This window comes from Kitasatospora sp. MY 5-36 (assembly GCF_001182915.1).
Taxonomy (GTDB): Bacteria; Actinomycetota; Actinomycetes; order Streptomycetales; family Streptomycetaceae; genus Kitasatospora.
Genome location: NZ_LFVW01000049.1, coordinates 24246 through 37199, shown reverse-complemented (window position 1 = coordinate 37199; position 12954 = coordinate 24246). Strand labels below are relative to the sequence as shown.

At 73.7% G+C, this 12954-nt stretch carries 11 protein-coding genes and 1 pseudogene; 6 read left to right on the top strand and 6 right to left on the bottom strand.

What is annotated here, in order from left to right:
* The 3 genes and pseudogenes from AE652_RS04635 to AE652_RS04625 form a co-directional block, all read left to right on the top strand.
* Positions 1-462 (top strand): annotated as a pseudogene (locus AE652_RS04635) (nitrite reductase); the annotation flags it as partial.
* Complete coding sequence (locus AE652_RS04630; RefSeq protein ID WP_049649824.1) at positions 459-1085, top strand: precorrin-8X methylmutase; 627 nt, start codon at positions 459-461, stop codon at positions 1083-1085. The pseudogene AE652_RS04635 and the gene AE652_RS04630, both read left to right, overlap by 4 nt.
* Positions 1082-2599: a precorrin-2 C(20)-methyltransferase gene (locus AE652_RS04625; protein WP_049649823.1), complete on the top strand. Its 1518-nt coding sequence runs from the start codon at positions 1082-1084 to the stop codon at positions 2597-2599. Before AE652_RS04630 ends, AE652_RS04625 begins: the two co-directional genes overlap by 4 nt.
* Positions 2600-2696: 97 nt before the next feature.
* On the opposite strand, the gene AE652_RS04620 is transcribed toward AE652_RS04625, so the two are convergent.
* Positions 2697-4436, bottom strand: a complete 1740-nt coding sequence (locus AE652_RS04620) for a TIGR03767 family metallophosphoesterase (protein WP_107086366.1) — start codon at positions 4434-4436, stop codon at positions 2697-2699.
* A gap of 335 nt (positions 4437-4771) precedes the next feature.
* Here AE652_RS04620 and AE652_RS04615 point away from each other — a divergent pair, with 335 nt between their 5' ends.
* Positions 4772-5992 (top strand): cobalt-precorrin-5B (C(1))-methyltransferase, encoded by a 1221-nt coding sequence (locus AE652_RS04615; RefSeq protein ID WP_049649834.1) that lies wholly within the window; start codon positions 4772-4774, stop codon positions 5990-5992.
* A 147-nt stretch (positions 5993-6139) separates the two neighbouring features.
* A complete protein-coding gene (locus tag AE652_RS04610; RefSeq protein ID WP_049649821.1) occupies positions 6140-7669 on the top strand; it encodes a UDP-N-acetylglucosamine 1-carboxyvinyltransferase in 1530 nt (509 codons plus the stop codon).
* A gap of 158 nt (positions 7670-7827) precedes the next feature.
* On the opposite strand, the gene AE652_RS04605 is transcribed toward AE652_RS04610, so the two are convergent.
* The 5 genes from AE652_RS04605 to AE652_RS04585 are packed head-to-tail and all read right to left on the bottom strand — an operon-like array spanning position 7828 to position 11682.
* Positions 7828-8331 (bottom strand): DinB family protein, encoded by a 504-nt coding sequence (locus AE652_RS04605; protein ID WP_049649820.1) that lies wholly within the window; start codon positions 8329-8331, stop codon positions 7828-7830.
* A 51-nt stretch (positions 8332-8382) separates the two neighbouring features.
* Positions 8383-9120 carry a cobalt-precorrin-6A reductase gene (locus AE652_RS04600; protein WP_049649819.1) on the bottom strand — a complete coding sequence of 246 codons (738 nt, stop codon included), beginning with the start codon at positions 9118-9120 and terminating at the stop codon, positions 8383-8385.
* On the bottom strand, positions 9120-9881 hold the full coding sequence (gene cobM, locus AE652_RS04595) for a precorrin-4 C(11)-methyltransferase (protein WP_049649818.1): 762 nt from the start codon (positions 9879-9881) through the stop codon (positions 9120-9122). The genes AE652_RS04600 and cobM overlap by 1 nt, the downstream gene beginning before the upstream one ends.
* Positions 9878-11179: a precorrin-6y C5,15-methyltransferase (decarboxylating) subunit CbiE gene (cbiE, locus tag AE652_RS04590; RefSeq protein WP_304414258.1), complete on the bottom strand. Its 1302-nt coding sequence runs from the start codon at positions 11177-11179 to the stop codon at positions 9878-9880. Before cbiE ends, cobM begins: the two co-directional genes overlap by 4 nt.
* A gap of 59 nt (positions 11180-11238) precedes the next feature.
* A complete protein-coding gene (locus AE652_RS04585; RefSeq protein WP_049649832.1) occupies positions 11239-11682 on the bottom strand; it encodes a gamma-glutamylcyclotransferase family protein in 444 nt (147 codons plus the stop codon).
* 132 nt (positions 11683-11814) lie between these two features.
* On the opposite strand from AE652_RS04585, the gene AE652_RS04580 reads away from it, so the two are divergent.
* A complete protein-coding gene (locus tag AE652_RS04580) occupies positions 11815-12939 on the top strand; it encodes an EamA family transporter (RefSeq protein ID WP_063780054.1) in 1125 nt (374 codons plus the stop codon).
* Positions 12940-12954: the final 15 nt, after the last annotated feature.

The window sequence follows — 12954 nt, the reverse complement described above, 5'->3', positions numbered from 1 at the left end:
GCCCCGGCCGACCGGCTGCCCGGGCTCGCCGCGGCCGGCTTCCGCACCGAGCCCGGCTCGGCCTGGGAGCGGGCCACCGCCTGCACCGGGCTGCCGGGCTGCGCCAAGTCGCTGGCCGACGTCCGTACGGACGCGGCCCGGGCGCTGGACTCCGGTGCCGCCGTGAGGGCTGGTGCCACGGTGAGGGCCGGTGCCGTCGTGAGGACCGGTGCCGGCCCCGATGGTCTGCTGCCCGTCCACTGGTCGGGCTGTGAACGGCGCTGCGGCCATCCGGCCGGGCGGTGGGTGGACGTGCTCGCCACGGGGCGCGGCTACCGGGTGACGGTGAACGGGGCGAACGCCGACGTGCCGGAGCCCGATGCGGCGAAGGCCCATGAGATGAACGCCGTTGTGACGAACGCCGTTGTGACGAACGAGGAGATGGCCGAGGCGGTCGCCGAGGCCAGGAGGACCACGAAGTGATCGAGTACGAGAAGGACGGCGCGTCCATCTACCGCCAGTCCTTTGCCACCATCCGCGCGGAGGCCGATCTGGCCGCCCTCCCGGCGGACGTCTCCCAGGTCGCGGTGCGGATGATCCACGCCTGCGGGATGGTCGACCTGGTCGAGGACCTGGTGTACTCGCCCGGTGTGGTCGCCTCCGCGCGCGCCGCGCTGCACGCGGGTGCGCCCATCCTCTGCGACGTCAACATGGTCGCGAGCGGCGTCACCCGTCGGCGGCTGCCGGCCGACAACGAGGTGATCTGCACCCTCACCGACCCCTCGGTGCCCGAACTCGCCCGCACGATGGGCAACACCCGCAGCGCCGCGGCCATGGAGCTGTGGCTGCCCCGGCTGGAGGGCGCGGTGGTCGCCGTCGGCAACGCCCCGACCTCGCTGTTCCGGCTGCTGGAGATGATCGAGGCGGGCGCACCGCGACCGGCCGCGGTGATCGGCGTCCCGGTCGGCTTCATCGGCGCCGCCGAGTCCAAGCAGGCCCTGGCCGAGCACCCGTCCGGCCTGGAGCACCTGGTGGTGCGCGGTCGGCGCGGCGGCAGTGCGATGGCCGCCGCCGCCATCAACGCGATTGCGAGCGAAGAAGAGTGACGGACCGTCAGGGCACCACGGGTCGGCTGTACGGTGTCGGGCTCGGCCCGGGCGACCCGTCGCTGGTGACCGTCCGCGCCGCCGAACTCATCGGCAAGGCCGACGTGGTGGCCTACCACAGCGCCCGGCACGGCCGGTCCATCGCACGGTCGATCGCCGAACGGTATCTGACGGACGGTCAGATCGAGGAGAAGCTGGTCTACCCGCTCACCGTCGAGACCACCGACCACCCGGGCGGCTACCGCGGCGCGTTGGACGGCTTCTACGAGGAGGCCGCCGCCCGGCTGGCCGCCCACCTGGACGCCGGGCGCGACGTGGTCGTCCTCGCCGAGGGCGACCCGCTCTTCTACGGCTCCTACCAGCACATGCACAAGCGGCTCGCGCACCGCTACCCGACCGAGGTGGTGCCGGGCGTGACCTCGCTCAGCGCGGCCGCGGCCCGGCTCGGGCAGCCGCTGACCGAGGCCGAGGAGACGCTCACCGTCATCCCCGGCACGCTGCCCGAGGAGGAGCTGACGGCGCGGATCGCGGCCGCCGACTCGGCCGTGATCATGAAGCTGGGGCGCACCTTCCCGACCGTCCGCCGGGCCCTGGAGCGGGCCGGGCGGCTGGCGGACGCGCAGTACGTGGAGCGGGCCTTCATGGCGGGGGAGCGGATCGCGCCGCTCGCCGAGGTCGACGGCGACACGGTGCCGTACTTCTCGGTCGCGGTGCTGCCGAGCAAGGTCGCGCCGCTGGAGCCGGAGGTCCGGCTGTCGGACGGCGTCGGCAGCGTGACCGTGGTCGGCACCGGGCCGGCCGGGCCGCTCTGGCTGACCGCCGAGGCGCGCGGCGCGCTCTCCGAGGCCACCGACCTGGTCGGCTACACCACCTACCTGGACCGGGTGCCGGAGCGGCCGGGGCAGCGGCGGCACGGCTCGGACAACAAGGTGGAGTCGGAGCGCGCCGAGTTCGCCCTGGAGCTCGCCCGGCGCGGGCACCGCGTCGCGGTGGTGTCCTCGGGTGACCCGGGGGTGTTCGCGATGGCCACCGCCGTACTGGAGGTCGCCTGCGAGGAGGCCTACCGGGACGTCCCGGTGCGGGTGCTCCCCGGGATGACCGCCGCCCACGCGGCCGCTTCCCGGGCCGGCGCCCCGCTCGGGCACGACTACGCGACGGTGTCGCTCTCGGACCGGCTCAAGCCGTGGGACGTGGTGGCGAAGCGGCTGCGGGCCGCGGCCGAGGCGGACCTGGTGCTCGCCCTGTACAACCCGGGCTCGAAGTCCCGGACCACCCAGGTCGGGCTCGCCCGGGACCTGCTGCTGGAGTACCGGGCGCCGGAGACCCCGGTGGTGATGGCCCGCGACGTCGGCGGCCCGACCGAGCGGGTGCGGATCGTCCGACTGGGCGAGCTGGACCCGGCGCTGGTCGACATGCGGACCATCCTGCTGATCGGCTCCTCGCAGACCCGGGCGGTCGAGCGGGGCGGCGGCGTGGAGGTCGTCTGGACGCCGCGGCGGTACCCGGAGGAGTGACGGGTGACAGATGACAGCGAACAGATTTCATCATCTGTTCGCTGTCATCTGTTCTCTGTTGGCTGGTATCCGTTCCCTGTTCTCCGGCTGCCGACCGCTACCGGGTCGGCTTGGTGAGCAGCAGCTCCGTGTTGTGGTCCCCGCCCGCGCCCAGCAGCGCCGCCGGGCGGCCGTTCGGGTCGTTGTACGACAGCTCGCGGTAGAGCGCCGCGAGGTTGGCGTCCGAGGTGCCGCCGAAGTCCGTCCCGTACGGGGCGGAGGACTCGATCAGCGTGGTGAACAGCGAGAGCGTGCCGTCCCCGTTGTCCGCGATCTCGATGATCCGCCCGTGCTGCGGGTAGTCGATGTGCGAGGCGGTGTTGATCTCCCAGAACGCCCGCTCCGGCACCGCGTGGCCGTGCGGCGTGATCTTGTTCATGTGGGTGTGCCCGTTCACCCACGCGACCACGTTCGGGTAGCGCTGGAGCAGCGCCACCAGCTCGTTGCCGTCGTGCCGTCCCTCGAAGATGTTGCGCGGGTCCGGCAGCAGGTTGCCCATCGTGCCGCTGGTGTGGTGGCTGAAGAGCAGGATCAGCTCGTCCGTGCTCCCGCCGGTCACCTTGCGCCCGTCGGCGTCGTACCAGTGCCCGCTGTGCGTCTGCAACTGCTGCTCCAGCCAGCGCAGTTGCGCGGTGCCCAGCGAACCGTCGGCGAACCCGGCCTGGTTGGTGGTGTCCAGGCTGATGCCGACCACCTTCTCCGAGATGCGGAAGGTGTAGTAGAGCTTGCCGCTGTTCGCCATGTCCGAGGTGAAGCCGTGCCCGTACGGGCCGGCGCCGGTGACCGCCGGGTTCAGGTGGGCCTTGGCGAACTCCTTGAGCGTGAACGGCCGGCGGCGCTCGTCCGGGGTGACCTTGCGGACCAGGTCGCCGCTGGCGATCAGCTTCGCCAGCAGCAGCACGGCGCCCGCCGGGTCGCGGCGCAGCGAGTCCGTCAGCTGGGCGGCCGTGGCGTCGTCGCAGCCCTCCAGCTTGTACTGGCCGGTGTACAGGTCGTTCAGCAGCCCGAGGTCCGGCAGCGAGCCCTCGATGCTGTCGTCGTGGTTGCCGACCGTGGTGTACCAGGGCGTGCGCAGGCCCGGCGCGTCGAAGGGGCGGCCGGCGGCGGACAGGAAGCCGGCTATCTGCGGGAAGCCCTTCGCCTTGTAGCCGTCGTTGTAGGAGAGTTCGGGGTTCCAGTAGGCGGCGTTGCCGGAGTTCTGCACACCCTCGTAGCGGCTGAGGTCACCGGTGTTCTGGGCCAGCCGTCCACCGCCCATGACCTTGAGGTACCAGTCGAGTTCGGCGAGCTCGTGGTTGTCGGTGTTGTCGCCGGTGGCCATCACCATGCTGAACGGCATCCCGGTGTAGGGGCCGCCGGCGAGCGAGTTGACCCGCTCGACGAGGGCCGAGACACCGCGGGCGTTCAGGGCCTCCTGCGGCCGGTACGCGCTGCCGTTGAGCTTGGCCAGGTACTCGAAGCGCACCGGGGACTCGGTGTCCACCAGGTGCAGGTCGCTGAACTGGACGAAGCTGGCCAGCCCGGTCCGGCGGTCGTCCCGCCCGGTGGTCGCCGACGCCAGGTCGCCGCGCACCACCAGCGGCCAGCCCGGCCCGGCCGTCAGCCGCTTGTAGCCGCCGGTGCCGACCGGCGTGGCCACCTGCTCCAGCGTGGTCCCGGTGACCCTGACCGCCCGCGCGGCCGTCGTCGCCAGGGCCTGGTCGCGCGCCGCGGCCGAGGCGAACTGCGCGCCGCCCAACGACAAGGCCGACCAGGCGGCGGCCACCGACGTACCGGTGAGGAACGTACGCCGACTCATCCCTGCCACAAAAACCCCCACATGCTGGTGGCCCGGCGGGGCAGTCGACCCCGGCCGGGCCCACGTCTGTCATGAACCCGCTTCTGGCGGACCGCCAGATTACTCACTGGTAGCCGCGGCGGGCGAGGCCCGTGCGGAGAACTCTTCGGGAACGCGGGACGGCGCGACCCTCCGCAACTCGTGCACGAGGGGTTCCACCGAGCGGGGCGAGGCGCGGCCGCCGCCACCCCGGTCGGGCCCGACCAGGGCCGGTGGGGGAAAATCGGCGACGGCGTCCGGTGCGGCCGCCGGAGCGGAGCAAGGACGGCGCGGGCGCCGTCGGAAACGGGGCGCAGGTGGCCGCAGCGGGATCCGAGGCGGGAGTCGGGGTCGGCGCCGGAGCGGGCGGCCGGGCCGGCCAGCTGAAGAGCAGCGGCCTGCGGCCCGGCTGGACGACGGGCGCCTGCGCCACCGCCGCCACCAGGGCCGCGTACACCGCGCTGCTCACCGGCGAGTTCCCGGACCCGGTGGTCATCACCCTCCCCAAGGGGCAGCAGCCCGCCTTCGCCCTCGCGGCCGAGCGGCTGACCGTCGCCGAGCAGCCGACCGGTACTGAGGAGCCGACCGCAGCCGAGCAGCCGACCGGCCCCGGCGGGCGCACCGCCGCCATGGCCGGGGTGGTCAAGGACGCGGGCGACGACCCCGACGTCACCCACGGCGCGCTGATCCGCTCGACCGTACGGTCCGGCGAGCCCGGTACCGGGGTGGTGTTCCGGGCCGGCCCCGGGGTGGGGACGGTCACCAAGGCCGGCCTGCCGCTGCCCGTCGGCGAACCCGCGATCAACCCGGTGCCCCGGCAGATGATCCGGGACGTCGTCGCCGAGGTGGCCGCCGCGCACGGCGGCAGCGGGGACGTGGTGGTCGAGATCGCGGTCGACCACGGCGAGGAGATCGCCCGCTCCACCTGGAACCCCCGGCTCGGCATCCTCGGCGGCCTGTCCATCCTCGGTACGACCGGGGTGGTCGTCCCCTACTCCTGCTCGGCCTGGATCGACTCGATCCGCCGCGGCGTGGACGTGGCCCGCGCGGCGGGGCGCACCCACGTGGCCGGCTGCACCGGCTCGACCTCGGAGAAGGTCGCGGTCGCGGAGCACGGGCTGCCCGAGGACGCGCTGCTGGACATGGGCGACTTCGCCGGTGCGGTGCTCAAGTACCTCAAGCGCCACCCGGTGCCCCGGCTGACCATCGCGGGCGGCTTCGCCAAGCTGTCCAAGCTCGCGGCCGGCCACCTCGACCTGCACTCGGCGCGCTCCCAGGTGGACAAGGGCTACCTGGCCGGACTGGCCCGCCGGGGTGGCGCGGACGAGGCGCTGGCCGAGGCGGTCGCGGGCGCCAACACCGCGCTGGAGGCCGTGCAGTTGTGCCGTGCGGCCGGGGTGCCGCTCGGGGACCTGGTCGCCGAGGCGGCCCGGGCGACGGCGCTCGGCGTGCTGGTGGGCTCGCCGGTCGCGGTGGACGTCATCTGCATCGACCGCGCGGGCACCGTCGTCGGCCGGGCGGAGCCGCTCGGGCCGTGACAATGTCACGGGTGTCACGACGGAGCGACAACATCGCCCGGTGACGTGAAGAACTGACGCCCAAACAGGGCAAGAATCGGACAAATGGAGCAGTAGGGCGGCCCCCCGGTTCTGTCGCCATCTCAACCATGAGATATCGTCTGGCGAGTGACAGGCGACTACCTCACCCGTATCGGCACCCTCATCCGTACCGCGCGCCAGCACCGCGGCTGGTCCCAGGCGCAGCTCGGCGAAGCCCTCGGAACCAGCCAGAGCGCGGTCAACCGCATCGAACAGGGCAAGCAGAACGTCAGCCTTGAGATGATCGCCCGCATCGGCGAAGCCCTCGACAGCGAGATCGTCTCCCTCGGCTACTCCGGCCCGATGCACCTGCGCGTCGCCGGCGGCACCCGGCTCTCCGGCGCGATCGACGTCCGCAGCAGCAAGAACGCCTGCGTGGCGATCCTCTGCGCCTCGCTGCTGACCACCGGCCGCACCACGATCCGCAGCGTCGCCCGGATCGAAGAGGTCTACCGCATCCTCGAGGTGCTCACCAGCATCGGCGTCAAGAGCCGCTGGATCAACGAGGGCCGCGACCTCGAACTCACCCCGCCCGCCGAGCTCGACCTCGCGGCGATGGACGTCGAGGCGGCCCGCCGCACCCGCAGCGTGCTGATGTTCCTCGGCCCGCTGATGCACCGCGCCCAGCGCTTCGCCATCCCGTACGCCGGCGGCTGCGACCTCGGCACCCGCACCGTGCAGCCGCACCTGACCGCGCTGCGCCGCTTCGGCCTGGAGGTCGCCACCACCGGCGGCGCCTACCACGCCTCGGTCGAGCCGGGCACCCCGCAGGACCGCCCGATCGTCCTGACCGAGCGCGGGGACACCGTCACCGAGAACGCCCTGCTGGCCGCCGCCCGGCACGACGGCGTCAGCGTCATCCGCAACGCCTCGCCCAACTACATGGTCCAGGACCTCTGCTTCTTCCTGGAGAAGCTGGGCGTGCGGATCGAGGGCATCGGCACCACCACCCTCACCGTGCACGGCGTCCCGGAGATCACCTGCGACGTCGACTACACCCCGGCCGAGGACCCGGTGGAGGCGATGAGCCTGCTGGCCGCCGCCGTCGTCACCTCCTCCGAGCTGACCATCCGCCGGGTGCCGATCGAGTTCCTGGAGATCGAGCTCGCGGTGCTGGAGGGCATGGGCCTCGACTACGACCGCACCCCCGAGTACCGGGCCCACAACGGTCAGACCCGACTGGTCGACCTCACCGTGCGCCCCTCCAAGCTCACCGCGCCGATCGACACCATCCACCCGATGCCGTTCCCCGGCATCAACATCGACAACGTGCCGTTCTTCGCCGCCATCGCCGCGGCCGCGCACGGCACCACGATGATCCACGACTGGGTGTACGACAACCGCGCGATCTACCTGACCGAGCTGACCCGCCTCGGCGCCGACGTCAAGCTCCTCGACCCGCACCGCGTACTGGTCCAGGGCCCCACCCGCTGGCGCGCCGCCGAGATGATGTGCCCGCCGGCCCTGCGCCCCGCCGTGGTCATCCTGCTCGCCATGCTCGCCGCCCAGGGCACCTCCGTCCTGCGCAACGTCTACGTCATCAACCGCGGCTACGAGGACCTCGCCGAGCGCCTCAACTCCATCGGCGCCCGGATCGAGACCTTCCGCGACATCTGACCGACCGTCACACTGCTGGCCGGCCTCATCCGTTGAGCCCGGCCAGCAGCACGGAAACATCCAACCCGGTGTTCAGGTACTCCACGAACACCGGGTTGTCCAGTGCCCGGACGACGTGTTCCCTCCGAGTGCCCGGCGCTGTCCGGTGCCCTGCGGCGTTACTCGCCGGTGGTGCCGTCGAGGTGTTCGCGGAGGAGGTCGGCGTGGCCGTTGTGGCGGGCGTACTCCTCGATCATGTGGGTGAGGATCCAGCGCAGCGAGAAGACCTCCTCGCCGTAGTGGCCCAGGACGTCCAACGACTCCGCGGCGGCCACGAGTTCCCTGGCGTGGTCGCACTCGCGGCGCCAGATCGCGAAGGCCTCGTCGGGGTCGGCGGTCTCGGCGTCGAACTCGGCGAAGGAGCCGTCGGGGTGCGCCCAGAAGCCGCGCGCGTCCTCCTTGTTGAGGACGTTGCGGAACCAGCTGCGCTCCACCTCGGCGAGGTGGCGGACCAGCCCGAGCAGGGAGAGCCCGGACGGCTCCAGCACGCGGGCGCGGAGCTGCTCCGCGGTGAGGCCCTCGCACTTCATCGCGAGGGTGTCGCGCTGGTAGTCCAGGAAGCCTGCCAGTGTGGCGCGTTCGTCGGCGGTGCGGGGGGTCTGCGTGCGCTGATCATCGGTCATCGGGCCATCCTGCCCGTCATCCGACGGGCCCGCCGCCCAATTTCCCCGCTCCTAGCCCAGGTGCTCCAGCCAGCGCAGTGCGCCCGGGACGTCGGGTGCGACGGGGACGCCCTCCGGTACGGGCGGGCGTTCCACGATGATGACGGGCAGGCCCAGTCCGCGGGCGGCGGTCAGTTTGGGGGCGGTCGCGGCGCCGCCGCTGTCCTTGGTGACCAGGACGTCGATGTCGTGCCCGCGCAGCAGCGCCTCCTCGCCCTCGATCGTGAACGGGCCGCGGTCCAGCAGGACTTCGAACGAGGGCGGCAGCGGGGGCTCGGGCGGGTCCACCGAGCGGGCGAGGAAGTGGACGCCGTCGAGGTGGGCGAAGGCGGCGACGCCCTGCCGGCCGATGGTGAGGAAGACCCGTTCCCCGCGCCGGGGCAGCAGCTCGGCGGCCGCGGCGAGAGAGGGGGCGGGGAGCCAGTGGTCCCCGTCGACGCGGGTGAAGCCGGGGCGGCGCAGCACCAGCAGGGGGACGCCGGTGGCGGCGGCCGCGAGGGCGGCGTTGTGCGAGATGCCGGCGGCGAACGGGTGGGTGGCGTCCACCACCGCGTCCACGCGTTCCGTGCGCAGCCAGTCGGCCAGGCCCTCCGGACCGCCGAAGCCGCCGATCCGCACCTCCCCGGCGGGCAGCCGGGGTCGGGCGACCCGGCCGGCCAGCGAGCTGGTGACCCGGAGGGCGGTGGGGGCGAGTTCGGCTGCCAGCGTCCGCCCCTCGGTGGTCCCGCCGAGGACCAGGACGTGTCGCATCACGCCCCGCAGGGCTCGTGCGGGCGCTCGCGGTCCGCCGAGTAGAGGTGGCTGTCGCGGAAGTGCTCGGCGGCCAGGGTGCGGCCGACGATGATGACGGCGGTGCGGACCACGCCCGCGGCCTTGACCTGTTCGGCGATGTCGCCGACGGTTCCGCGCAGCACCAGCTCGTCGGGGCGGCTGGCCATCGCGACGACGGCGACCGGGCAGTCGGCGCCGTAGTGCGGGAGCAGCTGCTCGACCACGTCGTCCACGTACCCGGCGGCCAGGTGCAGCACCAGCAGGGCGCCGCTGCGGCCGAGGGTGGCGAGGTCCTCGCCCTCGGGCATCGGGGTGGCGCGCTTGGCGATCCGGGTGAGGATGACGGTCTGGCCGACGGTCGGGACGGTCAGCTCCCGCTTCAGCGCGGCCGCGGCGGCGGCGAAGGCGGGCACGCCGGGGACCACCTCGTAGGGCACACCGGCCGCGTCCAGGCGGCGCATCTGCTCGGCGACGGCGGAGAAGACGGACGGGTCGCCGGAGTGCAGCCGGGCCACGTCCTGGCCGGCCTCGTGCGCGGCGACCAGCTCGGCGGTGATCTGGTCCAGGTTGAGCTGCGCGGTGTCGATCAGCCGGGCGCCGGGCGGGCACTCGTCCAGCAGTTCGCGCGGGACGAGGCTGCCCGCGTACAGGCAGACCTCGGCGCGGGCCAGGATGCGCTGGCCGCGCAGGGTGATCAGGTCGGCGGCGCCCGGGCCGGCTCCGATGAAGTGGACGGTCACGAGGCGTTCTCCTGAAGGGGGTTGTCGGACGTGCGGGCTTCGGCGGCGCGGGCTTCAGTGGTGCGGTCCTCGGTGGCACGGGCGTCGGGCTTGACGGCGGACCACTGGGTGACCGGCATGGCCTGGCGCCAGCCGGTGAAGCCGCCCACGGGGACGGCGTGGGCGACGGCGAGTTTGACGAGCTCCCCGCCGTGGCGCCGGTACCACTCGGTGAGCAGCGCCTCGGACTCCAGCGTCACGGTGTTGGCGACGATCCGGCCGCCGGGGCGCAGCGCGGCCCAGCAACTCTCCAGCAGGCCGGGTGCGGTGAGGCCGCCGCCGATGAACACGGCGTCGGGGGTGGGGAGTCCGGCGAGCGCGGCGGGGGCGGGTCCGGTCGCCACCCGGAGCCGGGGCACGCCGAGCGCGGCGGCGTTGCGGGCGATCCGCTCGGCCCGGACCGGGTCGCGTTCGACGCTGACGGCCCGGCAGTCGCGGTGGGCGCGCAGCCACTCGATGGCGATCGAGCCGGAGCCGCCGCCGACGTCCCAGAGCAGTTCGCCGGGGGAGGGGGCGAGCGTGGCGAGGGTGGCGGCGCGGACGTGGCGCTTGGTGAGCTGGCCGTCGCTCTCGTACGCGGTGTCGGGCAGGCCGGGGACGAGGGAGGTGCGGGGGCCGTCGCCGAGGTCGACGGCGATGACGTTCAGCGGGTCGCCGGGCGGGTGCGGCCAGCCGTCGGCGGGGCCGTCCAGGTGGCGTTCGGCCGGGGCGCCGAGCTGTTCGAGGACCCGCAGGCGGGCGGTGCCGTAGCCGCGGGCGGTGAGCAGTCCGGCGACGGCGGCCGGGGTGGCGGAGTCGGCGCTGAGCACCAGCAGGCGGCGGCCGGGGTGGAGGGCGAGCGAGAGGGTGTCCAGCGGTCGGCCGACCAGGCTGACGACCTCGGTGGCCTCCAGCGGCCAGCCGAGCCGGGCGCAGGCGTAGGAGACGGAGGAGGGGTGCGGCAGGACGCGCAGGCGCTCGGCGCCGACGGTCTCGGCGAGGGTGCGGCCGATGCCGTAGAACATCGGGTCGCCGCTGGCCAGGACGGCGGTGCGGCGGTCGGCGTGGGCGGCGAGCAGCCCGGGGACGGCGGGGCGCAGCGGGGACGGCCAGGGGACGCGCTCGGCGGCGACCTCGTCGCGGGGGAGCAGGTCCAGCTGGCGGGGGCCGCCGACGACGACCTCGGCCTCCCGCAGCACGGCCCGGGAGCCGACGGCGAGGCCGGGCCAGCCGTCGGCCCCGATCCCGACGACGGTGATCGGGGGTGGCAGCTCGGGCACCGGGTGGCTCCTCGTCGTTCGAATGGGCCAATGAGTGGAATCTGACTGGCCGGGGCAGCCTACCTGGCGGTCTGTCCCCCACCCGCTCCCCAGTCCCCGGACTCGATCGGCGCCGGCTGCTCCCGCAGTCGCGCCTCGGCCCTCGGCCCGGCGAGGTAGACCCAGGCCGCCCGCGGCTCGCCCGTCGCGGTCCGCACCGTCATCCGCCGCCGGACGTACAGCCCGGTCCCGTCGGCCCGGCACTCCTCCAGCCGGTCCAGGGCCTCCATGGCTCCGGCGTACGCGCCAGGGCGTACGGTGACGAGCTCACCCACGATCCGACGCCCGGGCGCCGGGTCCGGCACCGCGTACGGGAAGCCGGGGCCCTCGTGCAGCGCGGCGCCGTCCAGCACGGCCGGCCGGACGTCGGCGCAGCGCCCGGCCAGGTGGACGGCATGATTGCGGCCGCCGCTGCGCAGGGTGCCGTACACGAAGAACGGCAGGGCCTCCTCGGATGCGGACACGGGTTCGACCTCCTCGCTGGGGAGCGTTCACGGTACGTCCCGCGGTCCGATTCCTGATACCGACTGGCGCACCGGGCCGTCCATGCGCTGTCATGTCGGATGTTCGGCCAGTACCGTCCAAGGGGGACACGCATGACACCGCCCGCTTCACCCTCCCAACCGGCCGCGACCCCCGGCTCAGCCCCCGACACCCCCGCCACCACCAAGGCCGGAGCCGAAGCCAGGACCGAAGCCAGGACCGAGGCCGGGGCCAAGGCCGGGGCGAGCCCCGTCCCCCGCCTCGGCGGCGCGGTCTGGCTGGCCCTCCTCGTGGTCTACATCGTCTGGGGATCGACCTACCTGGCGATCCGGGTCGCGGTCGAGACGATGCCCTCCTTCCTCTCCGCCAGCGCCCGCTTCCTCACCGCAGGCCTGCTGCTGGCCGGCTACCTCCTGGTGCGCCAGGGCCCGGCCGGTCTGAAGGTGACCCGGCGCCAGCTGGCCTCCTCCGCCCTGGTCGGGCTGCTGCTGCTGACCGGCGGCAACGGACTGGTGGTCCTGGGCGAGACCTCCGTCCCCTCCGGCCTGGCGGCCCTGCTGGTGGCCGCGGTCCCGCTGTGGATGGTGGTGCTGACGGCGTTCGGCGGCGATCGCCCGAAGCCCGCCGAGCTGGCCGGGGTGCTGCTCGGACTGGTCGGCCTCGGAGTCCTGTCGGCCCCCGCGATCGGCGGGTCGATCGAGCCGGGCGGCGTGATCCTGATCATCGGCGCCACCCTGCTCTGGGCGACCGGCTCCTTCGTGAGCAAGAAGATCCCGATGCCGGGCAACGTGCTCGCCGCGAGCGCCTACCAGATGCTGGCCGGCGGCCTCGGCGACCTGCTGGTCGGAGTGGGCCGCGGCGAGCAGCACGGGGTGGACCTCGGGGCGGTCTCCGGCCGGTCCTGGCTGGCCCTCGCCTACCTGGTGGTGTTCGGCTCGCTGCTCGCCTTCACCGCGTACGCCTGGCTGCTGCGCTCCGCCCCGCTGACCCTGGTGGCCACGTACGCGTACGTGAACCCGGTGGTCGCGGTGCTGCTGGGCTGGCTGATCCTGGCCGAGCCGCTGACCGGCCCGACCCTCGCGGGCGGCGCGATCGTGGTGGCGGGCGTCTGCCTGGTGGTGAGCGTCAGCCGGCGTCCGGGCCGCTCATCGAGCGCCGGGAGCCGAGCCCGTCCGGCGGAAACGGCCGATCCGGTCGATCCGTCCAGGTCGGTGAAGGGGCCGTCCGCCCGCAGCTGAGCACGACGTCCGCAC

Excerpts from the sequence above, each read along its gene's own strand:
- AE652_RS04620 (WP_107086366.1), bottom strand. The coding sequence starts at position 4,436 with ATGAGTCGGCGTACGTTCCTCACCGGTACGTCGGTGGCCGCCGCCTGG.
- AE652_RS04580 (WP_063780054.1), top strand. The coding sequence starts at position 11,815 with ATGACACCGCCCGCTTCACCCTCCCAACCGGCCGCGACCCCCGGCTCA.
- AE652_RS04600 (WP_049649819.1), bottom strand. The coding sequence starts at position 9,120 with ATGCGACACGTCCTGGTCCTCGGCGGGACCACCGAGGGGCGGACGCTG.
- AE652_RS04605 (WP_049649820.1), bottom strand. The coding sequence starts at position 8,331 with ATGACCGATGATCAGCGCACGCAGACCCCCCGCACCGCCGACGAACGC.